24 protein-coding genes are annotated in these 26,609 nt (G+C 35.3%); 15 read left to right on the forward strand and 9 right to left on the reverse strand.

What is annotated here, in order from left to right:
* Positions 1-7: 7 nt before the first annotated feature.
* The 6 genes from J2772_RS18025 to J2772_RS18050 all read left to right on the forward strand — a co-directional run bounded on the left by J2772_RS18025 (position 8) and on the right by J2772_RS18050 (position 6,609).
* Entirely contained in the window at positions 8-223 is a 216-nt protein-coding gene (locus tag J2772_RS18025) for a DUF350 domain-containing protein (protein ID WP_209919131.1), read from the forward strand.
* Complete coding sequence (locus tag J2772_RS18030) at positions 216-1,730, forward strand: polyamine aminopropyltransferase (protein WP_209919133.1); 1,515 nt, start codon at positions 216-218, stop codon at positions 1,728-1,730. The genes J2772_RS18025 and J2772_RS18030 overlap by 8 nt, the downstream gene beginning before the upstream one ends.
* Positions 1,705-3,297, forward strand: coding sequence for an NAD(P)/FAD-dependent oxidoreductase (locus J2772_RS18035; RefSeq protein WP_209919135.1), 1,593 nt, complete (start codon positions 1,705-1,707; stop codon positions 3,295-3,297). Before J2772_RS18030 ends, J2772_RS18035 begins: the two co-directional genes overlap by 26 nt.
* A gap of 95 nt (positions 3,298-3,392) precedes the next feature.
* Positions 3,393-4,415, forward strand: coding sequence for a hypothetical protein (locus tag J2772_RS18040; protein WP_209919136.1), 1,023 nt, complete (start codon positions 3,393-3,395; stop codon positions 4,413-4,415).
* 127 nt (positions 4,416-4,542) lie between these two features.
* On the forward strand, positions 4,543-4,695 hold the full coding sequence (locus tag J2772_RS18045; RefSeq protein ID WP_209919138.1) for a hypothetical protein: 153 nt from the start codon (positions 4,543-4,545) through the stop codon (positions 4,693-4,695).
* A gap of 159 nt (positions 4,696-4,854) precedes the next feature.
* Entirely contained in the window at positions 4,855-6,609 is a 1,755-nt protein-coding gene (locus tag J2772_RS18050) for a discoidin domain-containing protein (protein ID WP_209919140.1), read from the forward strand.
* A 41-nt stretch (positions 6,610-6,650) separates the two neighbouring features.
* Here J2772_RS18050 and J2772_RS18055 read toward each other — a convergent pair whose 3' ends face one another.
* The 6 genes from J2772_RS18055 to recJ form a co-directional block, all read right to left on the reverse strand.
* On the reverse strand, positions 6,651-7,514 hold the full coding sequence (locus tag J2772_RS18055) for an alpha/beta hydrolase (protein ID WP_209919142.1): 864 nt from the start codon (positions 7,512-7,514) through the stop codon (positions 6,651-6,653).
* 81 nt (positions 7,515-7,595) lie between these two features.
* A complete protein-coding gene (locus J2772_RS18060; protein WP_209919144.1) occupies positions 7,596-9,854 on the reverse strand; it encodes a TonB-dependent receptor domain-containing protein in 2,259 nt (752 codons plus the stop codon).
* A 45-nt stretch (positions 9,855-9,899) separates the two neighbouring features.
* Positions 9,900-12,176, reverse strand: coding sequence for an outer membrane beta-barrel family protein (locus J2772_RS18065; protein ID WP_209919147.1), 2,277 nt, complete (start codon positions 12,174-12,176; stop codon positions 9,900-9,902).
* A 241-nt stretch (positions 12,177-12,417) separates the two neighbouring features.
* The gene (locus J2772_RS18070) at positions 12,418-12,756 is read right to left on the reverse strand and encodes a DUF3817 domain-containing protein (RefSeq protein WP_209919149.1); all 339 of its coding nucleotides are present in this window, start codon (positions 12,754-12,756) and stop codon (positions 12,418-12,420) included.
* 81 nt (positions 12,757-12,837) lie between these two features.
* Complete coding sequence (nadD, locus tag J2772_RS18075; protein ID WP_209919151.1) at positions 12,838-13,422, reverse strand: nicotinate (nicotinamide) nucleotide adenylyltransferase; 585 nt, start codon at positions 13,420-13,422, stop codon at positions 12,838-12,840.
* A 46-nt stretch (positions 13,423-13,468) separates the two neighbouring features.
* A complete protein-coding gene (recJ, locus tag J2772_RS18080) occupies positions 13,469-15,181 on the reverse strand; it encodes a single-stranded-DNA-specific exonuclease RecJ (protein WP_209919153.1) in 1,713 nt (570 codons plus the stop codon).
* 108 nt (positions 15,182-15,289) lie between these two features.
* On the opposite strand from recJ, the gene J2772_RS18085 reads away from it, so the two are divergent.
* Entirely contained in the window at positions 15,290-16,102 is an 813-nt protein-coding gene (locus tag J2772_RS18085; protein ID WP_209919155.1) for a M48 family metallopeptidase, read from the forward strand.
* Between the two features lie 78 nt (positions 16,103-16,180).
* On the opposite strand, the gene J2772_RS18090 is transcribed toward J2772_RS18085, so the two are convergent.
* Positions 16,181-17,803 carry an ABC-F family ATP-binding cassette domain-containing protein gene (locus J2772_RS18090; RefSeq protein ID WP_209919157.1) on the reverse strand — a complete coding sequence of 541 codons (1,623 nt, stop codon included), beginning with the start codon at positions 17,801-17,803 and terminating at the stop codon, positions 16,181-16,183.
* A gap of 121 nt (positions 17,804-17,924) precedes the next feature.
* Here J2772_RS18090 and smpB point away from each other — a divergent pair, with 121 nt between their 5' ends.
* The 5 genes from smpB (at position 17,925) to J2772_RS18115 (ending at position 22,724) form a co-directional block, all read left to right on the forward strand.
* On the forward strand, positions 17,925-18,383 hold the full coding sequence (gene smpB / locus J2772_RS18095; RefSeq protein ID WP_045501613.1) for an SsrA-binding protein SmpB: 459 nt from the start codon (positions 17,925-17,927) through the stop codon (positions 18,381-18,383).
* Between the two features lie 77 nt (positions 18,384-18,460).
* The gene (locus tag J2772_RS18100) at positions 18,461-19,954 is read left to right on the forward strand and encodes an OmpA family protein (RefSeq protein WP_209919159.1); all 1,494 of its coding nucleotides are present in this window, start codon (positions 18,461-18,463) and stop codon (positions 19,952-19,954) included.
* Between the two features lie 96 nt (positions 19,955-20,050).
* A complete protein-coding gene (locus J2772_RS18105) occupies positions 20,051-20,791 on the forward strand; it encodes a YebC/PmpR family DNA-binding transcriptional regulator (protein ID WP_089734538.1) in 741 nt (246 codons plus the stop codon).
* Between the two features lie 137 nt (positions 20,792-20,928).
* Complete coding sequence (locus J2772_RS18110) at positions 20,929-21,753, forward strand: UDP-2,3-diacylglucosamine diphosphatase (RefSeq protein ID WP_068940214.1); 825 nt, start codon at positions 20,929-20,931, stop codon at positions 21,751-21,753.
* A complete protein-coding gene (locus J2772_RS18115) occupies positions 21,753-22,724 on the forward strand; it encodes a glycosyltransferase family protein (protein ID WP_209919161.1) in 972 nt (323 codons plus the stop codon). The genes J2772_RS18110 and J2772_RS18115 overlap by 1 nt, the downstream gene beginning before the upstream one ends.
* Here the strand turns inward: J2772_RS18115 and J2772_RS18120 are convergent.
* Positions 22,713-23,003: a GNAT family N-acetyltransferase gene (locus J2772_RS18120; RefSeq protein WP_209919164.1), complete on the reverse strand. Its 291-nt coding sequence runs from the start codon at positions 23,001-23,003 to the stop codon at positions 22,713-22,715. The genes J2772_RS18115 and J2772_RS18120 overlap by 12 nt on opposite strands.
* A 122-nt stretch (positions 23,004-23,125) precedes the next feature.
* Positions 23,126-23,875 (reverse strand): RDD family protein, encoded by a 750-nt coding sequence (locus J2772_RS18125; RefSeq protein ID WP_209919166.1) that lies wholly within the window; start codon positions 23,873-23,875, stop codon positions 23,126-23,128.
* A 27-nt stretch (positions 23,876-23,902) separates the two neighbouring features.
* On the opposite strand from J2772_RS18125, the gene J2772_RS18130 reads away from it, so the two are divergent.
* Genes J2772_RS18130 through J2772_RS18140 form a run of 3 tightly spaced genes read left to right on the forward strand, consistent with a single transcriptional unit; the run spans position 23,903 to position 26,604 of the window.
* Entirely contained in the window at positions 23,903-24,886 is a 984-nt protein-coding gene (locus tag J2772_RS18130; protein WP_209919168.1) for a stage II sporulation protein M, read from the forward strand.
* The gene (locus J2772_RS18135) at positions 24,870-25,832 is read left to right on the forward strand and encodes a DUF4013 domain-containing protein (protein ID WP_209919171.1); all 963 of its coding nucleotides are present in this window, start codon (positions 24,870-24,872) and stop codon (positions 25,830-25,832) included. Before J2772_RS18130 ends, J2772_RS18135 begins: the two co-directional genes overlap by 17 nt.
* Complete coding sequence (locus J2772_RS18140; protein WP_209919173.1) at positions 25,825-26,604, forward strand: DUF4129 domain-containing protein; 780 nt, start codon at positions 25,825-25,827, stop codon at positions 26,602-26,604. Before J2772_RS18135 ends, J2772_RS18140 begins: the two co-directional genes overlap by 8 nt.
* Positions 26,605-26,609 lie beyond the last annotated feature (5 nt).

Here is a 26,609-nt window from a genome sequence, read left to right on the forward strand (position 1 = left end):
AAAAACTATGGACAATATCAATTTCTTACCAATATTAAACTCGGTTCTTTACTCATTTTTAGGAATCGCTATTCTACTCATATGTTATTTCATCATTGAAAAACTTACTCCGGAAAAAACATGGCATGAGATTGCTCAAAATAAAAATATAGCGTTAGCTATCGTTTTCGGAGCATTTATCATCGGAATTTCAATGATTATAAGCGCGGCAATTCATGGATAAGAAGAGGATCCCTCTTGAGCTGCTTTTATTATTTTCTGTATTTGTCATTGCGACATGTGGATTGATCTATGAACTGGTGGCGGGAGCATTGGCAAGTTATCTTTTAGGAGACTCTGTAAAGCAGTTTTCTTTTATCATTGGGGTTTACCTGTTTTCTATGGGAGTAGGTTCCTATCTGGCCAAATTCATTAAGGGAAACCTTATTGATAAATTCGTAGAGATTGAAATTCTGGTCGGAATTGTTGGGGGAGTAAGCTCAGTGGTACTGTTTGTTTTATTCAATACGCTCGCACATTTTGAAAGTGTACTTTACCTTTTTGTTTTTTTTACGGGATGTCTGGTAGGCGTGGAAATTCCGCTTCTAATGAATATTTTGAAGGATAGGGTTCAGTTTAAAGATTTAGTTTCAAATGTATTCGCCTTTGATTATATCGGGGCTCTGCTGGCCTCTATTCTTTTTCCTTTGGTTTTAATTCCGCAACTGGGAATTGTGAAGACCCCTTTGTTCTTCGGGCTTATCAATATCTCCATTGCCATATTCTTGTGCTTTTATCTTAAGAAAGAATTATCAAAACCTTTCTCATTAAAAATAAAATCAATTGCTGCATTTATTCTGCTGATTGGACTTTTCATTTTTTCTGATAAGATCTTGTCATATTCTGAAGAGAAACTTTACGGGGAAAATGTTGTCTATACAAAGAGTTCTCCTTATCAAAGGATTGTTTTAACAAGAAATAATCGTGAATTCAGGTTGTATCTGAATAATAATCTGCAGTTTTCCTCAACGGATGAGTATCGCTATCACGAAGCATTGGTTCATCCGGCAATGTCCATGGCTAAAAATATTGATAATGTACTGATCTTAGGCGGAGGAGATGGTTTTGCCGCACGTGAAGTACTGAAATATAAAGAGGTAAAAAAGGTTCAGCTTGTTGATTTGGATGGAGAAATGACAGATTTCTTCAAAACCAATGAAACCATGCGAAGACTGAATCAAAGTGCTTTGTCTAATCCGAAGGTGGAAGTTATCAACAAAGATGCTTATATCTGGGTAAAAGAAAACAAAAAGAAGTTTGATGTCATCATTATAGACTTTCCGGATCCGTCCAATTACAGCTTAGGAAAGCTATATTCCCTGCAGTTTTATAAAGAGCTTGAAAGACTCACTACCCCGGATACTAAAATTGTAGTACAGACCACCTCTCCTTATTTTGCTCCGAAATCATTTTGGTGCATAGAGAAAACGCTTAATCAGATTTTTCCTTTTACTTCGGCATATCATACTTACGTTCCGTCATTTGGGGAATGGGGTTTTTCAATGGCTTCCTTTGAGCCTGTGAATAATAAGATTTACAGAAGGCTTCCGAACCTGAAATACTATGATTATGATTTCTCAAAAATATCATATTTCAGTAAAGATATGAAAGCTAATGAGGTAGAAGTTAACCGTCTGGATAACCAGATATTAGTCCGTTATTTCGATGAAGAGTGGGGGAAAGTTCAGTAGAAAAGATTTCCTGAAAACAATAGTGTTGGGCGGATTGATGCTTCCTTTTCTGCAGTATTGCGGAAAAAAGGTTAAATCTTTGCTGTTGAAAATAACAGGAACCAATCATGTTCTTGGCCATCGGTTGTGGGCAAAGGATTTTCCACAATTTTCTGAAGTTATCCACACTAAGTATCTTGTGGTAGGTGGCGGAATCTCCGGGCTTTCTGCCTGCAGGTTTTTCAGCCAGCATCACGAGGATGATTACCTTTTGTTGGAAATGGAAAATCATTTGGGTGGAAACTCCTCCAACGGGCAGAATCAATTTTCAAAATTCCCTCTGGGAGCGCATTATCTTCCTTTACCTAATAAAGAAAATACCGAGATCATCGAATTTCTTATGGAATGTGGTATTTGCCAGGGAATAGAAGAGAGCGGAGAACCTATTTTGGATGAGTATCAGATGACTTTTCCACAACAGGAAAGACTGTTCTATAAAAACTCTTGGCAGAATGATATTGTTCCCCAAAAAGGAATTTCTTCAGAAGTACAGAGAGAGCTTGATCGTTTCTTTAAAATGATGGATGGTTTTCGTCAAAAGAAAGATGCTCAGGGAAATTATTGGTTTGCTATTCCTGTTCATGATTCCAGCAGGGAAGATGAGGTTCTAAACCTTGAGAAAATTATTTTTAAAGATTGGTTACAACAACATCACTTCAAGTCTGAAGAACTTCTTTGGTTATTGGATTATTCCTGCAGAGACGATTACGGTTTAGGAATCGATTATGTTTCCGCCTGGGCTGGAATTCATTATTTTTCAGGAAGAAAAAACAACTGGAGTAAAAAATATAAGGATCAGGTATTCACATGGCCGGAAGGAAATGCAAAGCTAACTCAGTATCTTTCAAAGTATACGAAAGAAAAAAACTTAACTAGTAATTTAGTTTTTAATATTGAGGTTGGTGATAATAAGGTTGAAGTTTTAAGTTTTGACAATGCTCACAAGAAGACCAGAAAGATTATTGCTGATAAAGTTTTACTGGCTACACCACAATTCGTCAATGAAAGAATTTTTAATAACAGAAAAGTATCATCATTTCATTATGTTCCCTGGTTATTAACAACCATTACTCTAAAAAATGAATTCGGGGGAGAGGAAGAACTAGCATGGGATAATGTCATTTACGGATCCTCCGGATTAGGATATATTTTTGATCAGCATCAGAATATCAACCAGATCATGGGTGAAAAAGTGATTACTTACTATAAAAGCTTCTCCACAAATGACTGTAAAAAAGCAAGGAAGAAGCTGTATGCAATGAAAGAAACTGAACTTAAAAGTTTAGTTTTAGAAGATCTGAAGAAAGCACATCCGTTGATTGAAGACTTTATCCTTGAAATGCAGTTTCATAAAATAGGACATGCAATGATTGCTCCCGTTCCGGATCAGATTTTTGGTAAAAATGCAAAAGCAGCGAAAGAACCTATTAATGGAAAAGTATTCTTTGCCCATTCGGATCTTTCAGGAATTTCTATTTTTGAGGAAGCTTTTTATCAGGGAATAAGAACAGCAGCACAAATGTTTTGAAGTCCTCAGGATTGGCATATGATCTCAAGAAAAAGCCTTGACAAGGCTGATTGATTTAAACTAACAAAGCTTAAAAAATAAATAGCTATCTACAGATGAAACAACCTTGGATACATAATGCGAAAACTGACTGGTGGTTTATTTTATCCCCACCTTTTCTGGTATTGCTGATTATTTTTCTCTTTCAGAAACAGATTCAAGGATTGGAAAATCATTATTCCTTTTATACATGGCTTTTTCTGATTGTTTTTGTAGATGTAGCACATGTCTACTCCACATTATTCAAAACGTATTTCGTAAAAGCTGAATTGCAGAAGAGAAAACGGCTTTATTTTGGGGTACCATTCATAAGCTGGTGTTTGGGTATTGCTTTGTTTCAGTTTGGAAGTTTGACATTCTGGTCTGTGCTGGCGCTGATTGCTGTTTTTCACTTTATCCGCCAACAGTACGGCTTTATGAGAATCTATGCTCGTTTTGAACCGGATAACTGGAGCAAGAAAATAGATGAGGTTGCAGTGTATGCTGCTACTATTTTTCCAATGCTGTATTGGTTTCAAACTCCACGTGCTTTTACCTGGTTTGTGGATAATGAATTTGACTGGCTTAAAAACTTACCCGATTATATTGGCCTTATTTCGGTTTTATATCTTCTGACTGTAACAGTTTGGATCATCAAAACAATAGTAGGAGCTATAAAGACTAAAACCATCAATATTCCTAAAGTAGCACTTATCACCGGAACTTTCCTTTCCTGGTATTTTGGAATCATATACTTTAATAATGATCTTCTTTTTACTTTTCTGAATGTAGTGTCTCATGGTATTCCCTATATTGCCCTGATCTATATCCGTGAGATTAAACAGAAAGATCAGCAGCAGTTGAGCTGGATGAAGATTTTTAAACCTTTTTCCGGAATCTTTTTATTTGTAGGAATCATTTTAAGCCTAGCTTTACTGGAAGAGTTTCTGTGGGAAACTCTGGTGTGGAATGAACACTTTTCACTGGATCTTTCTGTTTCTGAAAATCTACTTCCGTTTTTGGTTCCTTTATTAGTTGTTCCACAGCTTACTCATTATCTTCTGGATGGGTTTATCTGGAAGAAACAAAAAAAATCCTAATTATTTTTTTCATTGAAGAGAGAATAATGCTTGGAGGTTTCATTAATTATTACTAGTTTTATAAAAAGCCAACTGAAGTAATTGTTTTACAGTTGGGTACAGTATCAAATCAACTAAAAATCTTATTATGAAAAATCAAATTAAATCTAATGCAAAAAAGCTGAACAGAGAAGTATTAAAAAAAATTGAAGGAGGTAGTGTTCCAATTGACGGAGGTGGCTGCAAATGGCCTGAATGTATGAATAGCTTTGGAAGATGCTCCCGAATAGCTTGTATATAAGTTAAATCATAACCAGATAAGCCGTTGTATATCCATTTTACAACGGTTTTTTTATGCCTAATAGTTATTCCATAGCTTCCTCTCTATCTTCTGGATGGGTTTATCTGGAGAAAACCAAAAAAAGTTGGTTAACTTTGCCATTATCTTTAAAATCTAAAAATGAGACAATATATTCTCTTGTTAGCCATTTTTCTTGGATTAATGGTAGGTGCCCAGCAGAAAACTTTTTGTAATCCTATCAACATAGATTATGGCTATACTCCTTTTGAAGTTTTTTCAAAACAGGGAAAACATCGCGCCACTGCAGATCCTGTGATTGTTAATTTTAAGAATAAGCTGTTTCTCTTTTCTACCAATCAGGAAGGCTATTGGTACAGTGATGATATGCTGGACTGGAAGTTTGTAAAAAGGAAATTTCTCAGAGATAATAAATACATCCATGATCTTAATGCTCCGGCTGTCTGGGCTATGAAAGATACTCTGTATGTTTATGGTTCTACATGGGAACAGGATTTTCCAATCTGGAAAAGTACAAACCCAACCAAAGACGACTGGAAAATAGCTGTGGATACTTTAAAAGTAGGAGCATGGGATCCTGCATTCCACTATGATGAAGATAAGAATAAACTATATCTGTATTGGGGTTCAAGTAATGAATGGCCATTGCTGGGAACAGAAGTAAAAGTGAAAAATCTTCAGTCTGAAGGTTTCGTAAAACCCATTCTAAGACTAAAACCTGAAGACCATGGATGGGAACGTTTCGGAGAATATAATGACAATGTTTTTCTTCAGCCTTTTGTAGAAGGAGCGTGGATGACAAAACATAACGGGAAATATTATATGCAGTATGGTGCTCCGGCAACAGAATTCAGTGGATATTCTGATGGAGTCTATGTAAGCAAGAGCCCTTTGGAAGGCTTCGAATATCAGCAGCATAATCCATTCTCTTATAAACCGGGAGGATTTGCAAGAGGAGCCGGCCACGGAGCAACTTTTGAAGACAATTATAAAAACTGGTGGCACGTTTCCACTATCTTTATTTCTACCAAAAATAATTTTGAAAGAAGGCTGGGAATCTGGCCGGCAGGTTTTGATAAGGATGATGTGATGTATTGTAACACTGCTTATGGTGATTATCCTACTTACCTTCCGCAGTATGCACAGGGTAAGGATTTTACAAAGGGTCTTTTTGCCGGGTGGATGTTGCTGAATTATAATAAACCGGTTCAGGTTTCATCTACTTTAGGAAGTTATCAGCCCAATTATGCTGTAGATGAAGACATTAAGACCTATTGGAGTGCTAAAACAGGAAATTCCGGAGAGTGGTTTCAAACCGATCTTGGTGAAGTTTCTACCATCAACGCCATTCAGATCAATTATGCTGATCAGGATGCCGAGTTCATGGGGAAAACCCTAGGGAAAATGCACCAATATAAGATCTATGGTTCCAATGATGGGAAGAAATGGGATGTAATTGTGGATAAAAGCAAAAACACAAAAGATGTTCCTCATGATTATATTGAACTTGAGCAGCCCGCAAAAGCCCGTTTCCTGAAAATGGAAAACCTTAAAATGCCTACGGGAAAATTTGCATTAAGCGGTTTCAGAGTGTTTGGAAAAGGTGCTGGAAAACAGCCTGCGAAAGTAGAAGGCTTTGTACCTTTAAGATCTGATCCTAAAAAATATGGTGAAAGAAGAAGTATTTGGATGAAATGGCAACAAAACCCTGAAGCTGATGGCTACGTAATCTATTGGGGAAAATCTCCTGATAAAATGTACGGAAGCATTATGGTATACGGAAAGAATGAATATTTCTTTACTGGGGCAGACAGAACAGATGCTTACTATTTTCAGATTGAAGCCTTCAATTCCAATGGGGTTTCAGAAAGAACAGCTGTTGCAAAATCTGAGTAAATCAAATTAAAAAACATAAAAGAATAACACGTTTTGAATGATCAGAACGTGTTATTTTTGTCTGTTTTTTTAAGAAAAGCTTCAATCTTATCCATAAGAAAAGTATTGTTAGGTTGTTTATCCCAATCCAGATGACCGCCGTTAAATTCATAAGATTCATGAGCAACATTGTTTTTAATCAGAACAGAATCCAGAATTTTGTTTTGGCTTAAAGGAACCACACGGTCTGTTTTTCCATAGTAAGAAAGAGTAGGAGAAGAGGTTGTGTTAATCCAATGTGCAGGACTTGCAAAATTAACTGCTGAGGTTTTTACAGGTAAGGTTTTAGGATCAACCAGATGCTTTTCTACAAAAGAATATTCTTCATAGCTCTTAAAACCTTCATCTGAAAGATCTGCAGGGCCCACAATATTGATAACTGCTTTTACGTCTTTATCAGCATCAAAATGATAAGCATAAAGCATTGATAGGTGCCCTCCGGCACTGTTTCCCATAAGGATAAGCCTAGGCTGATCGTTTAACCTCTTCTTCAGATAGGTAATGACATTTTTAATATCATCTGTCTGATTGGGAATAGCATATTGTGTAGCAGAAGCCAGCCTGTAATTCATATTGACAAAAATGTGATCCGGAAATCTTTGCATCATAGAAAGCGTAAAAAAGGTAAGCTGGGATTTATTCCCGCCACGCCAGCCACCACCGTGAATAATAATAAATACTTCTTTTTTTGGGGATGATTTTTTATTGGGAATATAAAGATCCATAACCTGTTCCGCATTATTTCCATAATGGATGTTTTCTTCTTTATTAAAGCTGATATTATTTCCAAGACTAATCTTGTTTTCCTTACAGGCTGTCAATAGCAGAAAGATAAAACAGATGATAAATACTAATCTCTTTTTCATATAATTAAAGATAAAAAACCTGCTGAAGAATCAACAGGTTTCTGTACAAAATAATTTGATTGAATATGAAGAAAGATAGTTTTATCTTGTTCTGCTCTTGATAGAATCGGAAGCTCCTTCAATGTCTCTTACCTTTTTCAGTTTTTTATTTCCGAAATTATAAGTAAGGCTTACTGTGAAGTTTCTTTTGTATTGATTCTGATGGATATAATTGTAGTTTCCATTGCTTTGATAATCATCAATTTCTACAATATTGGTTCTTAAAACATCATTTACATTAAGAGCGAAGGTCCAGTCGTTCCAGTTTTTCTTTATACTAAGATCTAAACTTGCTAAACCTCGTAACATACCCAGCTCTATCTGTTGTTTGTCTATGTAGAAAAAGTTAACCCCAAAAAACCATGTTTTAGCTTTATCAAGACGAATAGTATTATTGGTCTGGATCAAAAGGCTGGTAGAATTGGTATTATTGATGTAGATGAAAGGATCACCTTTCTGATCTATGAAACGGTCTCCTGTAGTAGGATCCATATCCAAGCTTCCATTATTTCTGTTATGCTGAACTCCTACGCTGAAATTGGTTGTCCAATACTGTTTGAAGAATGATTTCTGAATTCCTACCATGGCAGACATTTCCTGTTTATCCCCAAAATTTGTTCTGATATATCGTAAGGCCAGATTTTCACCTGTTGACCCATCAGGGTGTTTAGGATAGCCCTGTAAAGGAACCTGAGTGATCGCGTCTTTAATATAAGAATGATTTAAAACTACAAAATAAGAATTTTTATACATATACATCAACTCCTGGTTATAGGTAGAAGAAGCCTTTACAAACGGGTTGTTCTGAGTGTAATTGTCATCTGTCAGCTTATTCACTACCGGATTAATTTCCCAGAAACTAGGTCTTCTCATTCTGCTTGAAAATGAATAGGAGAGATTGTTTTTATCATTAATCGCATAGTTAAAGCTTAGATAAGGCAGAATGTTATTGTAGTTTCTTTCAATCCTTTTAAGAACTTCTGCTCCTGCAGGTGGATTATCCGAAGTTCCCAAACTGTTGGTGATCTCATATCTTGCTCCGATTTTTCCAGAGAATTTTTCTGAAAATTTCTTTTCTGCAGTCAGGTAGAAACCATAGATATTTTCATCATAGATAAAATGGTTGGGAGCTGATTTTGTTGGTTCTGCCGGATCTATAAAATAAGTGTCGCTTTTGGTATCGTTATCTGTTTTGGTCTTATTATAATTTCCCCCAATGGAAATGGTTAGATCATTTTTAAATTTCTGGATGTAATCTGCCATCCCGGAGAAATTATTGATAATCTGAGGCAGATCCTGTAACAATTGTGTACTCTCTCCCAATACATCTTTGTTGATATTGGATTTGTACGTCATATTATCAGTAAACTGGAACCTTTTATAATTCAGATAAGCTGCATTTACATTCAACTTACTTCCTAATGAATCAGTTTTTAATTCATAATTTAAGTTGAGCGAGTTATTATAACTTCTTGCATCTTCTTTATTTTTAGACCATGTGTAGTTGGTTCCGTCTTTATTAATAATAGTATTGAAAAGACTTACCGTTGAATTATAACTTTTATTGGCCCACGTATTCCAGGATAATGCTAAGTTGCTGTTATCATTTAATTGGTAGTCAATGTTCAGATAGCCACCAATATTTTTGTTGGGATCATTAATATCACCGGTTGATTCGTTGGATGCCCCGTCACTACTGTTTCTCAGAGTATAGGTCTGAGCTTCAATATTTTCCCCACCACTAAGACTGGCACTTATTCCCAGTTTATCTTTTCTGTAATTGGCTGAAAAGCTTGCCTGGCTGCCGTTGTATTTAGCTTGCGTATTAGAGAATCTCATGTTTCCGTTAAGACCATCACTCATTTTTTTCTTTAAAACGATGTTGATAATCCCATCCGAAGATTCAACCTGGTATTCACTTCCGGGAACTGTAATTACTTCAATTTTCTGAATATTTTCTGCCGGAGTATTTTTCAGGAACTGGGCCAATGATTCAGCATCCATATTGGATTTTCTCCCGTTGATATAGATTAATACATTATTCTTTCCTGCAATCTTTAATGTTTTATCATCCGTTGAAGACAATAAGGGAGTCTGTTTCAGAATATCGAAAGTGGTATTTCCTTTCGCAATAGGAGATGCGGCAACATCATATACCAGACGGTCACTTTGTTTTTTGAAAACCTGTTTTGTGATGGTAACACCTTCTATATTTTTAGTCTTTGTCGAGTCAGATTTCTTTTCCTGAGCAAAAGCACAGGTTCCGAATATGACTGCTATTGACAAAAGTATACGTTTCATGTTTGTTTTTATTAAGAGTGGTTAAGAGAGATAAGTTTTTATAGATTAGGTTCTTGATTTTACAGCATCATTTGCTGATTTCATTTCCCTTGCTTTTTTAAGTTTCTGATTTCCGAAATTGTAGGTTACTCCAATGCTTATTAATCGTGGATAGTTGAAATTGGTTATATTATTATATTTTCCATTAGGCTGTACACCATTAACTCTGTAAAAACTCTGATTAAATATGTCGTTACCTTCTGCAACAATGGTCCAGTCACCAATAATCTTCTTTACACTGATGTCAAAGCTTTGTCTTACCCCTATTGTTCCGCCTTCCATGGCTACTTTGCTTCCGAAATAATAATTAACTCCTAAAAACCAGTCTTTTTTAGAAGAAAGGCGAATAATATTATTGATGGTTGCAGACATATTGTAGTTTTTAACATCAACGATATAAGGTTCTAATTCTTCACTTTCGTACGGCCCTAGTTGAGACGTTGGATCTTGCCATACGCCACCTGTGTAAGTAATATATCCAAGGTTCACAGAATAGTTGGTTGTCCAGATATCTTTAAACCAGGATTTGTTCATCCCAAGCGTTAAACTGATTTCTCTGTTCTTTCCATAATTGGTTCTGATATATCTCAGGAATCTTATTTTGTCCATAAGCATATTGCCAGCTGAATCGTATAGATAATTACCATTTTCATCCTTTTGAGGAGTCGTTAAAATTCCTTGTAAAGGAAGCAGGTCAGAAGCTGCGGCATCGTCTACCATTGTATAACTAAGATTGGCATAGAATGCATTTTTGTACATATAGTTCAACTCCTGATTATAGAATTTAGCAGCCAGTACAAACGGATTATTCTGAGTATAATTGGTTGGAGTGAAATATGTTCTGGATGGATTCAGTTCCCAGAATCTCGGTCTTCTGATTCTGCTGGAGAAAGTATAACTTAAATTGTGATCCGAATTGATGGCATAATTTAAATTCAGATAAGGAAGCAGGTTATTATAATTTCTTTCAAATCCTGTTTTTCCAAGAATATCTCCGGTACTTCTTGTCATTTCATAGCGGGCTCCAATTTTTCCGGATAACTCTTCAGTCAGTTTTCTTTCATAGTTGAGATAGATTCCTAAAATATTTTCTTTATAAATGAAATGATTTGTTTGTTTAGTATCCATTACAAATTCACCACCTATTAATTTATCCTGTCGGGTATCATTATCCGTATTGGTGTAATTATAGCTTACTCCCATTAACCATGTTGCTCCTTTTGTTGTTTTTTTCAGAAAGTCTATGTTAGCTGCATAATTGTTGATGATTTGTGGTACAGATTGTTGTAAAGCAGAGTAATTTTTTTTATACTTTTCACTTGAAGGATCAAGGCCTAATGGAATACTTTCATTAAAGCTTACTTTGTCTCTGTTAAACCATAAATAAGAAACATTAGAAGTAAGTTTACTGCCTATAGAATCTGTTTTTATTTCATAATTTAAATTGAAAGAGTGATTCCTGGTCTGCGCATCCTCATGATTCACTGTTCTGTCGGCAAGTTGTCCATTTTGCCAGTTCGTCATATCCAGAATAGAATTGAAACTTTTATTATATCTCATGTTATAAGAAAGTCCCAAACTCTGTTTTTTGTTGATCTCATAATCAACATTAAACCCACCACCGAAGTTTTTATTAGGATCATCGTTAGTACCATGAGACTCATTTCTGAAGGTAGGGTCTCCATTGGAAAGGGTATAATTTTGTCTTTCTGTCCAGCTTCCCATTCTGAAATTAGAATTTCCTGACCATTTTCCCTGTCTGAAGTTAAAAGATCCTCCTGCATTAGGGTTGTTGTAATATGCCTGCTCGTTCTGCATTTTCAAAGTCCCATTGTAGCCATTACTTTTGTTCTTCTTCATTACAATATTGATAACCCCTTCCTTAGATTCCACCTGAAACTCACTTCCGGGAACTGTAATTACTTCAATTTTCTGAATATCTTCCGATGGAGTAGACTTTAGCATTTCAATCAATGCCTCAGCATCCATATTGCTTTTTTTATTATTGATGTAAATAACAGCATCAGATTTTCCAAGAATCTTCAGTGTCTTACCATCAATGCTTGAAATCATAGGAGTTTGCTTCAAAAGGTTAAAAGTATTCGTGCCTTTAGCAATAGGAGAGGCTGCTACATCGTAAACAAGACGGTCTCCCTGTTTTTTGAAAACCTGTTTTTTTATATTGACGGACTCAATAGCATTTACTTTCAAACTGTCTTTTTTCTGCTGAGCCGTAACAAGTCCGCTGAAGAATAGAGCTGCAATGAGAATTTGAGTTTTCATGATTATTATTTTTTAATTAATAGCTTGTATGGTTTGTTATTTTACATTGCAAAGATATGTAATAAATTTAGTATCATGCAATACAAAGTACTTAAAAATAATATAAAACAATTTTAACTTATTGGTTTTCAGTTGTTAAATTTTATGTTTAAAAAAATATTTGCTTGAACTTTCTGTATAATAAGACAACTGTAACAATAAATTTGTTACAGCAAAACATGAAATTTTATGAAAAATAATTTTATTCTCTGTCGAATTTAGCCAGTTTTTTATCTACCCATACCGTAGCAAAGGGGAAAAATGCAGCTAATAGGGCAAACACAAAATCTTCATCATCCCAGTTGTAAATTTTTCTTGCAGGAATGCAGAGTAAAAGATAAAGCGTAAAAAATAATCCGTGTAAACTACCCACAACGCTGATAAAAATAATAGAATACAGATTTTCATCATACCGAATCCAGATCATAGCAACACAATACAGTAAAATACACGAAATGGCCTCTGCAAGGCAAATCTGTTTAAACCATTTGATAAGCTTTTCCTGGGAATATTTTGAGAAAAATTTTTCGATGAAGTCCATTTCTTGTATGATAAGTAGAGCGTTAAAAGCTAAGAGACTTTAGTTTCTAATTTCTAACCTCTGATTTCTGGTTTTGCAAAATTACTTATAAAAATTACTACCATCCAAATATTCAAAAACTTCAGGCGGTAACATAGGTCTTACATTCTTACCGTCTTTGAGCATATTACGGATTTCAGTAGCAGAAAGTTCTATTACAGGCGCTTTTATCATAGAGATATTTTCATGCTGAAGGTATTCAGAATCTTTCTTTTCTCCTTCAAATACTCTTGGGTAAACAATAATATGATGATTTTTGATCAGAGCTTCAGAATTTTTCCATTTGTTAAGGCTATCCAGATTGTCTTCTCCCATAATCAGGCTAAAAGAATAGTCCGGATACTTTTCATGAAGATAAGTAAGGGTATCAATGGTATAACTTGGCTTCGGAAGAGAAAACTCTACATTGGAAGCACGCATATTCGGATAGTTTTTCACAGCGAGCTGTACCATATCCAATCTGTTGTGGTCTTTTAACAAAGATTTCTTGTCCTTGAACGGATTTTGCGGGCTCACTACAAACCATAGTTCATCCATATCCGTATTTTCCAGAATATAATTAGCTAAAATAAGATGTCCGATATGGATCGGATTAAAAGATCCGAAGAATAGACCGATTTTTTTCATATTAGTTAGGTAGCAGGAAATAAGTAATCGTATTAATGATGATTATCTAATCTCTAAACTTTACATCTTTTATATTGAGATAATGAGTCACATTGCCTTTCCAGTGATTTTCTTCCAGAGTAAAAGCAAGGTCAAAACGTTTATTTTTAAAATCCTCTACAAATTGTCCTAGTTTGAAGCCAACACATTCAATATTTCTTCCTGTAGATTCCTGTTTAATATAAAACTTCAGATGATTATTATCTTTCCCCATGGTTTTTACATAACCCGAAAGTTTCTGGTCAGTTAGAGTGAAGATAGGCTTCATATTCTGAGGTCCGAAAGGAGCCAGTTTTCTGTGGAAGTTGATAAACTCTCTGTTGATATCATCAACCTCAATTTCTGAATCAATCGTAATGGAAGGCTCCTTTTGATGGTTCTGAATTTTTTCAGAAACAATTTTTTCAAACTTTATTTTGAACGCTTCAAATTTTTCCTTCTCCATAGAAAGTCCGGCTGCAGCATGATGTCCTCCGAATTTAAGGAAATATTCAGAACACAAATCCAGCGCTTCATGAACGTCAAAATCTGAAACAGATCTTGCAGAAGCTACCATTTCACCGTTATTTCCGTCTGTAAATACCAGTGTAGGTTTATAATATGTTTCAATAAGTCTTGAAGCTACAATTCCAATTACCCCTTTGTTCCACTCAGGGTGATAAACAATCGTGGTATGTTTCATTTCCTGCTGAGATTCTATAATCTGGTTCAAAGCAGAAAGAGTAGAGTTCATATCCAGTTCGCGTCTTTCATCGTTGAGGTCCATAATGTCACTAACGATCTGGTTCGCATGTTTCAGATTTTCAGAAACCATAAGCTCTACAGCCGCTTTTCCATGGGAAATTCTTCCGGCAGCATTTATTTTAGGAGCAATTTCAAAAACAATATTTGAAATTTCAAAATGCGACAGTTTATCCTCAGGAATTAATAATCTTAGTCCAAGATTTCTTGTTTTTCTAAGGGTTTTCAATCCCATTTTTGCAAGAACCCTGTTTTCTCCTGTCATTGAAACAATATCAGCGGCGATGGAGATAGCCAAAAGATCTGTGAGTTCAAATAACTCAGCATCCGGAAGTTTATAGATGGTATTCAGTCCCTGACAAAGTTTAAAGCCTACACCACATCCGGAAAGCTCCTTGAATGGATATCGGCAGTCACTTCTTTTAGGATCCAGTACAGCGGCAGCATTAGGAATCTCTTCACCGGGAAGGTGGTGATCGCAGATAATAAAATCTATTTCCAGGCTGGAAGCATAACTAATCATATCGAGAGCCTTAATTCCACAGTCTAGAGCAATGATTAATGAAAAACCATTCTCTTTAGCAAAATCAATCCCCTCTGTAGAAATTCCGTATCCTTCAGAATTCCTGTCCGGAATATAGTAATCCAGATATTTTTTCTCAACAATTTTGCTGAGGTAAAGATACATTAAAGCAACTGCTGTGGTTCCATCCACATCATAATCGCCATATACCAATATTTTTTCGCCATTTTCAATTGCAGTGGCAATACGCTCTACAGCTTTTTGCATGTCTGCCATTAAAAACGGGCTGTGTATATCGTTAAGGTTTGGTTTGAAAAATTCTCTCGCCTTCTGATAATTGTCAATTCCTCTTAGAACGAGAAGTTTAGATTCAAAAGTACCAAAACCAAGTGACGAACTTAGTCCGTCCACAACTTCCTCATCGGGTTCGGGCTTATAAATCCATTTTTGACTCATGCTCACAAAAATAAGGAAAAAAAATAGCATTTTGATTGATAGGGAACGAAGTTTTGACTTAATAATTGTTAAAAATTGATTACCTTCGTCCTCCAAATTTAAATGACTATGAAAAAAATTATCGTATGCCTTACAATTTTAGGGGCAATGAATTCGATAAATGCCCAGAAAATTAATCTCGGAAAAGCTGCCGGGATCGTTTCAAATGGTGCAAAAGCTTTAACGTTTACGAACGAAGATGCTATCAAATTATCCAAAGAATCCGTAGATTGGATGGATAAAAACAATGCTGTAGCAGGACCGAAAGATCCTTATACTGTAAGATTGAATAAACTGTTTGGAAAACACAAAACACAAGACGGTCTGAACCTGAACTATAAAGTTTATAAAGTAAAAGATATCAATGCTTTTGCTTGTGCAGACGGTAGTGTACGTGTATTCTCTTCTCTGATGGATATTATGACGGATAACGAATTATTGGCTGTAATTGGTCATGAAATTGGTCACGTTAAAAATCAGGATACAAAAGATGCCATGAAATCTGCTTATCTAAAAGCAGCAGCATTAGATGCAGCTTCATCAGCATCTGGTGCGGTAGCTACTCTTAATGACAGTCAGATAGGGAAAATGGCCAATGCATTTTTAGATGCTTCTCACAGCAAAAAGCAGGAATCTGAAGCAGATACTTATTCTTATGATTTTATGAAAACTAACAAATATGATGTAGTAGGTGCTTATACCGCTTTCAAGAAATTAGCTTTATTATCAGAAGGAAGTACACAATCCGGTTTTGAAAAAATGTTTAACTCCCACCCTGACAGTGAAAAAAGAGCTCAGGCGATTAAAAAGAGAGCAGAAAAAGACGGGTTATGGAAAGATCCGGGAACGGTAGCTATTCCAACAACGAAACTTACAAAATAATTATTTTATTTATTGTTTAAACAAAAATACCTCAAAGCATTGCTTTGAGGTATTTTTATATTTGTTGAATGTATCAGACTAAGAATACATTTTTTCTCTTAATTCCTTTACTTTTTTATCAGCAAGGTATTCGTCATAAGTCATTTCTCTGTCAATAATTCCGTTTGGAGTCAGTTCAATGATTCTGTTACAGACAGTTGACAACATTTCGTGGTCATGAGACGCCAATAAAAGATTTCCTTTAAAGTTAGACAATGAGTTGTTCAAAGTCGTGATACTTTCAAGGTCTAAGTGGTTGGTAGGTTCATCTAATAAAAGAACGTTAGCTTTCTGAAGCATCATTCTGCTGAACATACATCTCATTTTTTCACCTCCGGAAAGTACTTTACAAGATTTCAATGCTTCATCACCAGAGAAAAGCATTCTTCCTAAGAATCCTCTTACGAACTCTTCATGACGCTCCTCATCGTTTTTAGTGAATTGTCTTAACCAATCAACCAAGCTTAAATCTTCCTGGAAGAAATTGGTGTTATCTAAAGGCATGTGAGATTGGTTCGTAGTAACTCCCCAAGCAACAGTTCCTTTGTCTGACTCAACATTTCCAGCAAGAATTTCGAAAAATTCAGTGATTGCTAGAGAGTTTTTAGAAAGTACTGCTACTTTATCGCCTTTTTTAAGGTTTAAGTCAATATTAGAGAATAATAATTCTCCGTCTTTTGTTTTTTCAAGACCTTTTACATCAAGGATCTGATCCCCAGCTTCTCTTTCCATTTCAAAAATGATGGCAGGATATCTTCTTGAAGAAGGCTTAATGTCGTCAATATTTAATTTGTCGATCATTTTCTTTCTTGCAGTAGCCTGTTTAGCCTTAGCAACGTTAGAACTGAATCTAGCGATGAAGTCCTGAAGTTCTTTTTTCTTCTCTTCAGCTTTCTTGTTAGCCTGAGCTCTTTGTCTTGTTGCTAACTGAGATGCTTGGTACCAGAAAGAGTAGTTACCTGTATAAAGGTTAAGCTTAGCATAATCTAAATCTCCGATATGTGTACAAACCGTATCCAAGAAGTGACGGTCGTGAGATACTACGATTACAGTGTTTTCATAATCAGCAAGGAAATCTTCAAGCCAAGATATTGTATCAATATCAAGGTCATTGGTAGGCTCATCCAGGATTAGTACATCAGGATTTCCGAAAAGTGCCTGAGCCAAAAGAACCTTTACTTTGTCCTTGTTCTCAAGTTCACTCATCATTTGCCAGTGCATATCATCTTTGATTCCTACATTGGAAAGCATGGTCTGTGCATCAGATTCTGCAGTCCATCCACCCATTTCATCATAGATTACACCTAGCTCCCCAGCTTTAATTCCATCTGCGTCAGAGAAATCTTCTTTTGCGTATAACGCATCCATTTCCTCCTTTATCTCAAATAATTTTTTATTACCTCTTAATACAGCTTCAAGAACAGTATACTGATCAAAAGCAAAGTGATCCTGCTCCAAAACTGACATTCTCTTCCCTGGTTCCAGAGATACGTTACCTGTCGTAGGATCCTGCTTTCCTGTTAATATTTTAAGGAATGTAGACTTTCCCGCCCCGTTTGCTCCGATGATCCCGTAGCAGTTTCCTTTGGTAAACATAATATTTACCTCGTCAAAAAGAACTCTTTTCCCGAATTGTAAAGATAAGTTAGATACTGTTAACATATAGTTTTGTAAATTTGGCGCAAAAATACAAAAAGAATTTGGGTATTTTGTAATAATATAATAGTCAAGTTTTTAAATGTATGATATTTTTTATATATTTCATTAACGAAATTTTAAAATGATGAAGATTGAAAAAACAGTTAGTATATTAAATAGAAGAGCCCGCTTTGAATATGAAATTCTTGAAGAATACGAGGCCGGAATGGTTTTGACAGGTACAGAAATAAAATCTTTGCGTTCTTCTAAAGCATCTATCACAGAATCGTTCTGTCAGTTTATTGATGGGGAGTTATACATCATCAACATGATGATTGATGAGTATAAATTGGGAACTTTTTACAATCATAAAACAAAAAGGGAACGGAAATTGCTCTTGCACAAAAAAGAATTGCAGAAACTTGAAAAAAAGTTAAAGGATGCAGGAAATACGATTATACCTTTGAAATTATATATCACTGATCGAGGGAAAGCAAAAGTGCTGATAGCGCTGGGTAGAGGGAAAAAGCTTTTCGATAAAAGAGAGGCCATAAAAGATAGAGAAAATAAGCGGAACCTGGACAGAATATTAAAGAAAAGTTAAAAATCATTTGAAAAACTTTGTTTATAAAGAAAAATTATATTTATTTTGCATTATCAATTATTTAATCATTTAATTCTATGAAAAATCTAAAATTAGGAATTTCAGCATTGGCGCTTACTGTTGCCTCTACTGTCTTTGCCCAGACTACCAACAATCCGTGGTTAATCGGAGTTGGTGCTCATGCGGAAAACCACAAAGCAGTACAGTCAAGTTTCAGTAATACGTTCTCTGCTAATAATCTAACGAAGAGAATGTTCAACTTGAACAACTTCTCTATTACACCTCCATTATCTAAGTTAACAGTTGCTAGAAACGTTGGAAAAGGTTTAGTTATTGACTGGCAAACTTCTGTAGGGAATGTTGAAAACAAAAGATTTAACATGGGGAAAGAATTTTTCCTAATGACAGGTCTTGGTTTCCAGGCTCACGGTGCGGGTCTTTTATGGAACGAAGAATCTTGGTTTGACCCTTACTTAAGAGTTGGTGCTAACTATTTAAGACATGATTACACTGCTCTTTCTTTCCCAAGAAATGACTACAAAGGAGAATCTGTTGCAAATGGTAAGGATGGTAACGAAAACGGTAAAGCTAACCACTTTACAGTAGCTACAGGTGCTGGTGCTAACTTCTGGGTAACTAAAAACTTTGGTCTTGGTATCCAAGGAGATTATGTATCAACTCCAGGTGATAAGTCTACTGTTGCTAACTTCTGGCAAGCTTCTGCATCTATCTTATTCAGATTCGGAAACAGAGATAGAGATAAGGATGGTATCCTAGATAAAGACGATCTTTGTCCAGATACTCCAGGTTTACCAGAATTCCAGGGATGTCCTGATACTGACGGTGACGGAGTTCCAGATAAAGACGATCAATGTCCAGATGTAGCTGGTCCAGTTGAAAACAACGGTTGTCCTTGGCCAGATACAGACGGTGATGGTGTTATCGACAAAGATGATGCTTGTCCTACAGTTGCAGGTCCTGCTGAAAACAAAGGTTGTCCTTGGCCAGATACAGACGGTGACGGTATCTTAGATAAAGATGATGCTTGTCCTACTGTTCCAGGTCTTCCAGAATACAACGGATGTCCTAAACCAAAAGATGTAATTGCTAAAGATGCTACAGGTGCTCTTAAAGGTATCTTGTTTAACTTTAACAAAGCTACAATTAGACCAGAATCTAACGGTAAATTAGATGAGGCTGCTAAGATTATTAAAGAATCTAACGACGGAACATTCCTAGTAACTGGTCACACAGATGCTAAAGGTGCTGCTGCTTACAACTTGAAACTTTCAAGAGAAAGAGCTGCTGCTGTAGTAGGTGCTCTTGAAGCTAGAGGTGTTAACGGTAATCAGTTGAAATCTACTGGTGTTGGTTCTAGAGATGCTCAAGTTTCTGCAAAAGCTTCTGACGCTGACAGAATGATTGACAGAAAAGTAGTTGTTGAGGCTATCAACGGTGCTGCTTGGGATGCACTTAAGAAATCTGATCTAGACGTAGTAGTGAAGAAGACTGTAGTGAAAAAAGGAAAAGCTCCAGCTAAGAAAAAAGCTGCTGCTAAAAAGAAAAAATAATTAATTTTTCTAAATAATGAATACCTCCAATTTTTTTGGAGGTATTTTTTTTTTGTTGACTTTTAAGTAATTTTGTTGAAAATTTAAAATTTAAAAATGGGAAGAGCATTTGAATATAGAAAAGCTTCTAAAATGGCCAGATGGGATAAAATGGCCAAAACATTCTCTAAAATAGGTAAGGATATTGCATTGGCAGTAAAAGCAGGGGGAACGGATCCAGAAGCTAACCCGGCATTGAGAAGATGTATCCAAAACGCTAAAGGGGCAAACATGCCTAAGGATAACGTAGAAAGAGCAATTAAAAAAGCAAGTGGTGCAGATGCTGAAAACTATGAAGAAATTACTTATGAAGGATACGGACAGGGAGGTGTTGCTTTCTTTGTAGAGTGTACTACAAACAACACTACAAGAACGGTAGCTAACGTAAGAGCTATTTTCAATAAGTTTGACGGAAATCTTGGTAAAAATGGTGAGCTTGCATTTATCTTCGACAGAAAAGGAATTTTTACAATCGATTTAGCTCAAGTGAAAATGGAGTGGGATGACTTCGAAATGGAAATGATTGATGGTGGAGCTGAAGATGTAGAAAAAGATGAAGAAGAAGTAATGATTACAACTGCTTTTGAAGATTTCGGGTCTTTATCTCACAAATTAGATGAGCTTGGAATTGAAGCGAAGAGTGCAGAATTACAAAGAATTCCAAACAATACCAAAGAAGTAAACGAAGAACAATTTAAAGCAAATATGAAAATGCTTGAGCGTTTCGAGGATGATGATGATGTACAAAACGTTTACCATAATATGGAAATTACTGAAGAGCTAATGAACTCTTTATAAAAAATAATATAGCATTCATATACAGTTAACTTTCAATTAGTTTCTTTGTAAAAAACTATGAAACGCCTTACCATGTTTTCGATAATGAAAATAACAGGCGTTCCGTCCAGCAAATTTAAAAGCTGAAAAATATACGGATGAAAAGAAACGTTGAGTTAGTTGTCATATCGGATGTTCATTTGGGAACTTATGGATGTAAGGCTAAAGAATTGCTGAGATACCTCAATTCTATACAGCCTAAAACTTTGGTTTTGAATGGTGATATCATTGATATCTGGCAATTCAAAAAGTCTTACTTCCCTAAACCTCATTTGAAAGTGATCAGAAAGATCCTTTCATTTGCGACCAAGAATACGGATGTTTATTATATCACAGGCAATCATGATGAAATGTTCCGTAAGTTTACCGACTTTGAACTGGGAAAACTTAAAGTCTGTAATAAAATCTGTCTGACTATTGACCAGAAGAAAACCTGGATCTTTCATGGTGATGTTTTCGATGCATCAGTCCAGCATTCCAAATGGATCGCCAAACTCGGTGGAAAGGGATATGACCTTTTAATTATCATCAATAATGTAGTGAATTGGTTTTTAGAGAAAATGGGTAAAGAAAAATATTCATTTTCGAAGAAAATTAAAAATAATGTAAAGAAAGCGGTAAAGTACATTGGAGACTTTGAACTTACAGCTTCTGAACTGGCCATTGATAATCAATATGACTATGTGGTTTGCGGACACATTCATCAGCCGCAGATTCGGGAGGTTGTTAATAAAAAAGGATCCTGTACTTATCTGAATTCCGGGGATTGGATTGAAAATCTGTCTGCATTGGAATATCATGATAAAGAATGGAAGATCTTTTACTATGACGATCATAAACATTTACTAAAAGATGATGAAGCAGAAGAAATACAGGAGATGGATAATTCTGAGCTTTTAAAAATCGTAACCAATTTTACTTAATGAAAATTTTGTATGCATTTCAGGGTACCGGAAACGGTCATGTGGCCAGAGCACAGGAGATTATTCCGATACTCAAAAAGTACGCTTCGGTGGATACACTCATCAGTGGGCATCAATCGCAATTAAAGGCTGATTTTTCCATTGATTTTCAATATAGGGGTATTTCCCTTCTTTATAACAAAACGGGCGGTTTATCATACCGAAAAACGTTTACCGATAATAAATTCATTGATGCAGCAAAAACAATAAGAAATTTAGAACTTTTCCAATATGACCTTATCATCAATGATTACGAACCTTTGACAGGCTGGGCCTCAAAATTGAAGAAACTGCCAATGATCGAATTGAGTCATCAGGCATCCATGAGTTTTCCGGAAACCCCTAAACCTGAAAAAAAGGATTTTCTGGGTGAAATGATTTTAAAATATTATGTTCCCAGCGAAAGAAAGATTGGATTTCATTTTGAAAATTATCATCCACAGATTAAAAAACCGGTCATTCGAAGAAAGATCAGAAATCTTAACCCTTACAAGCAAGGCTATTATCTTGTCTATCTTCCAAGTTTTGCAGATGAAAATATAATTAAAGTTCTGCGGAAAATTCCGGTAGAGTGGAAAGTGTTTTCAAAATACAGTAAAGTACAGGTTAAAGTGAAAAATGTTGAAGTATTTCCTATTGATGAAACTCAATACCTGAAATATTTTGAAGGCTGTGAAGGTATTCTGTGCAATGCCGGCTTCGAAACTCCTGCCGAAGCACTTTTCATGGATAAAAAATTATTTGTGATACCTATTCATAACCAGTATGAACAGGAATGTAACGCCTGTGCTCTTGATAAGATGGGCATTCCTAATTCTAAGGTTTTAAATCTGCAGGAGATTATGGAGTGGGTTGCATCAGATTACCATCTGACAGTAGATTATCCGGATAATATTGAAGAGATCCTTGTAAAGGATGTCTTAGCTCTTTAAGAAAATATCCTCCACACCATTCATTCTCATCATGACGGCTCTGGCATAGGAGCAGTGAGGGTAAACATTCCAATTATTTTCCCTGGCAAATTTGATGGCTTCTTCCACTAAATATTTTCCCATTCCTCTTCCTTCAAATTCAGGATGTACCAAAACAAAAGAAATAATCAGTTTTTGATCTTCCGGGAAGATGGTATAGGTTAATCTTCCTACTTCTTTTATTTCGTTATTCAGGGTAAGAACTCCGCCGTTTCCGGATCTGTTGTTTTCAAATTTCATGATAAAGGGCTTTATTGTTATTAAAGATACAAAAATTATGAGGACTGATAAAATGTATTCGTTTCAAGAGTTTCTTATTCACCATTTCATTTGCGAAGCAAAATTGACTATTGACAAGTGCATTAATTATCCTTTCCAGTATAATAGTTATAGTCTTTAATAATAACATTGATAAACTGCCTTTCCGTCATTTTAGTAGGATCTATTTCCAGTTTCAGAATGCTTTTAATCTTATCGGAAAGTTTGCTGATGATCTGACGGTCATCTGCTTTCACAGCTTTAGTATAATTATCCTTGATGATTCTCATATCATTATCACTCAAAGCAATCACCTGAGGAAATGAAGGGACATAATCTTCGTTGATGTTCTCAAGAATAGTATGAGAAATATTGATGTTATTTTTTAAAGAAATCACAGCGGTTCCGGAAGCGATATCTCCCAAACGCTGATTGTTTTTGGAAACAATCATTGAAATTAAACCTACCACTCCGGCAAAAGATACATCAACCAGCCTGAATACCCAACGAATCATATAATCTCCAAAACTGGCCTGGTATCCATCAATCTTTACCACTCTGATTTTCATAAGTTTTTTTCCAGGAGTCTGTCCTTCCATTAAGCTCTCCAAAACAAGAGGATAAATGTAAGTAGGAAAAGTAAGGATAATATAAACGGCCATTACAGACCAACTATCAAGGCCATTAAGTAAATAGCCCAGGTCCAGAATGTTGAAAAATAAATACAGGACGATAACAATATAGGCAACCCTAATCAGAAGATCAATGATAAATGCAAGCATTCTTTCTCCAACACTTGCTGTATTGAAGTTAATATTTACATTTTGTGAGGTATTTATCGCGATCTGAGACATATTTTTTATTATTTTAGCCTTACAATTATGAGAGAAGTTTATTTCATTAAACAAAATAAAGAAAAATGGTTGGGAATAGAACAGGTTATTGATGGGAAAATAAAAAAAAATCCTGATGACCTGTCTTCATTGTATATAAACCTGATCAATGATCTTTCTTTTGCTCAGACTTACTATCCTAAAAGTAATACTACTGTTTATCTGAATCACCTATCTTCCCAAATCTTTCAAAAGATTTATAAAACCAAGAGAGTAGAGGAAAACAGACTGGTGTATTTCTTTAAAACAGAGGTGCCGTTGCTGGTGTATCAGTATCGGAGATATTTACTGTATGCTTTTCTGTTTTTTGTTCTTTTTACTTCCATAGGAGTGCTTTCTGCGATGTATGATAAAGATTTTGTGAATATCATTCTTGGGGAAAGTTATGTAAATGAAACCATCGAAAATATTAAAAAGAATAATGCAGTTGGAGTTTATCAGAGTGGAACAACCTGGGGAACAACCATTGGAATTATTTTCAACAATATCCAGGTAGGTGCTAAATTATATATTTATGGGATTGCTGGCGGAGTGGGAACTCTATTTGCTTTGCTTTCCAACAGTGTAATGTTAGGATCTTTCCAGTACTTTTTCTATGATTATGGAGCATTAAAAGATAGTGCAAGAGGAATCTGGCTTCACGGGGTCTTTGAAATATTCGCCATGGTTGTGGAAGCTATGTGTGGATTGATTTTAGGAGCATCCATTTTGTTTCCAAGAACTTTTTCAAGATTTAATTCTTTTAAAAAAGGATTTAAAGACTCTTTTAAAATATTTTTAAGCACTGTTCCTTTCACTATTTGTGCAGGAATTATCGAAGGGTATGTTACAAGGCATGCCTTAAAAATGCCTATCATCCTGAATCTGATTATTATTCTGGGATCTCTGGCAGTGATAGGATTCTACTATTTTGTATATCCAGCTATTGTCAATAAAAAAACTAATAAACACATCAATGATACAATTTTATAAAAAAAGAGATTTTGGAACTTTCATCAGTGACAGTATCAACTTTTTCAAATTATACGGAAAAAATTATTTTAAAAACTACATTCTTATCAATGGCCTGCTGTTGATTTTAATGGTAACTGTTTTTATTTTCGGATATAAAGAACTTTTTTCTCAAATTTTCGGCTCCAATCTGGGTGGAGATACCTATTATTTTGAACGGTATTTCTCAGAGAATGCCGGAATGTTAATTGGGGTAGGGGTTCTTACATTTTTGCTTTTTATGATCCTGGCGATTATCAATTATCTTTATCCGGTTTTTTATCTGAAAAGGGTTGCTAACGGAGCAAAGAGTATAAAGACGGATGAGATTTTAGGTGACTTTAAAGAGAATATAGGTAGAATTGCCAAGTTATGCCTTGGGATGACATTTATTGTAATTCCTTTATCATTATTTGTGGTAGGATTCTCTTATCTTCTGATCTTTGTACTTATCGGATTTTTTCTTGTTATGATTGTGTATCCTACATTATTTAATGTGATTACATTTCTGATGTATGATTATTTTAATTCAGACAGAGGTTTTATGGAAAGCCTGAGCCGTTCTATCCGTTCACAGTTTTCTTATCCTAACGGAAGTGAAAAATCACCTTTTTGGAAATATTGGGGAGCATCATTTGTGATGTTTATTATAATGTCACTAGTCAGTTCTGTATTTACCTATATTCCGATGATCTTTTTCTATGGTTCGGTACTCACAAATACACCCGATGGAAATTTTGAACAAAACCCTTTCACAGGTGCTTTTGGAATAGCATTTTTTGTGTTTTATGGGATTTCGATGCTGCTTTCATTCTTCCTTTCCAATCTGTTGTATGTGAATGCGGGATTGATGTATTATGACAGCAGAACAGATCTTCATCAGAAAGTGGAATTGGAAGAAATAGACACTATTGGAATTAATGAATAAGATTCTTTTTTTCATATTATTAGTCTTCCCCCTAAGCTTAGTTAAAGCTCAGGATGATGATTATATGGCAGATTCATTGTATACAACGGGGCATTATCATAATATGCTGCGGGCAGATTCTGTACTGATGAAGAATCCGGTTTCAGAAAATCAGCTGTATCCTAAAGAATTTAAGAAGAATGTTCCATCAAGATATAAAGGAAATGAATTTGATTATACCGTATCAAAACCCAGAGAATCTTTCTGGCAGAAACTGCTGAGAAAAGTTGACCGTATTTTCAGGAGTATTTTCGGAGAAACGGTTTTCGAAAAATCATCCAAAGTAACGGTAGCACTTGTGCGTCTTTTTGCGATTATTCTGGTAGGATTTCTTTTATATTTTATCATTAAATATATCCTTGGAAAAGATGGGAACTTTATTTTCGGTAAAAAGAATAAAAAGCTAAATCTGAATGTAGAGGAACTCCATGAAAATATCCATGAAATTAATTTCCCTGAAAGTATTGCAAAATTTGAGCTTACAGGAGATTATCGTTCTGCAGTACGTTATCAGTTCTTATTCATTCTTAAAAAACTAAATGATAAAAAACTGATTAACTGGAATCCTGAAAAGACCAATAAAGATTATGTGGCAGAACTAAAAGCGCCCCATCTTAAAAATGAATTCTTCGACCTGTCTTATATCTTCGATTATGTATGGTATGGTGAATTCAATATAGATGAGCAAAGTTATCAGAAATTTAAAAATCAATATCAGGCATTCAAACCATAACTCCA

Origin of the sequence: Chryseobacterium jejuense, assembly GCF_017877355.1 — a bacterium.
GTDB classification, from domain to species: domain Bacteria; phylum Bacteroidota; class Bacteroidia; order Flavobacteriales; family Weeksellaceae; genus Chryseobacterium; species Chryseobacterium jejuense_A.

Coding starts and splice junctions, on each gene's coding strand:
- smpB (WP_045501613.1), top strand. CDS start 17,925: ATGAAGATTGAAAAAACAGTTAGTATATTAAATAGAAGAGCCCGCTTT.
- nadD (WP_209919151.1), bottom strand. CDS start 13,422: ATGAAAAAAATCGGTCTATTCTTCGGATCTTTTAATCCGATCCATATC.
- J2772_RS18070 (WP_209919149.1), bottom strand. CDS start 12,756: ATGGACTTCATCGAAAAATTTTTCTCAAAATATTCCCAGGAAAAGCTT.
- J2772_RS18045 (WP_209919138.1), top strand. CDS start 4,543: ATGAAAAATCAAATTAAATCTAATGCAAAAAAGCTGAACAGAGAAGTA.
- J2772_RS18060 (WP_209919144.1), bottom strand. CDS start 9,854: ATGAAACGTATACTTTTGTCAATAGCAGTCATATTCGGAACCTGTGCT.
- J2772_RS18055 (WP_209919142.1), bottom strand. CDS start 7,514: ATGAAAAAGAGATTAGTATTTATCATCTGTTTTATCTTTCTGCTATTG.
- J2772_RS18035 (WP_209919135.1), top strand. CDS start 1,705: ATGAAGAGTGGGGGAAAGTTCAGTAGAAAAGATTTCCTGAAAACAATA.
- J2772_RS18125 (WP_209919166.1), bottom strand. CDS start 23,875: ATGTCTCAGATCGCGATAAATACCTCACAAAATGTAAATATTAACTTC.
- J2772_RS18025 (WP_209919131.1), top strand. CDS start 8: ATGGACAATATCAATTTCTTACCAATATTAAACTCGGTTCTTTACTCA.
- J2772_RS18105 (WP_089734538.1), top strand. CDS start 20,051: ATGGGAAGAGCATTTGAATATAGAAAAGCTTCTAAAATGGCCAGATGG.
- J2772_RS18030 (WP_209919133.1), top strand. CDS start 216: ATGGATAAGAAGAGGATCCCTCTTGAGCTGCTTTTATTATTTTCTGTA.
- recJ (WP_209919153.1), bottom strand. CDS start 15,181: ATGAGTCAAAAATGGATTTATAAGCCCGAACCCGATGAGGAAGTTGTG.
- J2772_RS18115 (WP_209919161.1), top strand. CDS start 21,753: ATGAAAATTTTGTATGCATTTCAGGGTACCGGAAACGGTCATGTGGCC.
- J2772_RS18085 (WP_209919155.1), top strand. CDS start 15,290: ATGAAAAAAATTATCGTATGCCTTACAATTTTAGGGGCAATGAATTCG.
- J2772_RS18090 (WP_209919157.1), bottom strand. CDS start 17,803: ATGTTAACAGTATCTAACTTATCTTTACAATTCGGGAAAAGAGTTCTT.
- J2772_RS18120 (WP_209919164.1), bottom strand. CDS start 23,003: ATGAAATTTGAAAACAACAGATCCGGAAACGGCGGAGTTCTTACCCTG.
- J2772_RS18100 (WP_209919159.1), top strand. CDS start 18,461: ATGAAAAATCTAAAATTAGGAATTTCAGCATTGGCGCTTACTGTTGCC.
- J2772_RS18065 (WP_209919147.1), bottom strand. CDS start 12,176: ATGAAAACTCAAATTCTCATTGCAGCTCTATTCTTCAGCGGACTTGTT.
- J2772_RS18040 (WP_209919136.1), top strand. CDS start 3,393: ATGAAACAACCTTGGATACATAATGCGAAAACTGACTGGTGGTTTATT.
- J2772_RS18110 (WP_068940214.1), top strand. CDS start 20,929: ATGAAAAGAAACGTTGAGTTAGTTGTCATATCGGATGTTCATTTGGGA.
- J2772_RS18130 (WP_209919168.1), top strand. CDS start 23,903: ATGAGAGAAGTTTATTTCATTAAACAAAATAAAGAAAAATGGTTGGGA.
- J2772_RS18050 (WP_209919140.1), top strand. CDS start 4,855: ATGAGACAATATATTCTCTTGTTAGCCATTTTTCTTGGATTAATGGTA.
- J2772_RS18135 (WP_209919171.1), top strand. CDS start 24,870: ATGATACAATTTTATAAAAAAAGAGATTTTGGAACTTTCATCAGTGAC.
- J2772_RS18140 (WP_209919173.1), top strand. CDS start 25,825: ATGAATAAGATTCTTTTTTTCATATTATTAGTCTTCCCCCTAAGCTTA.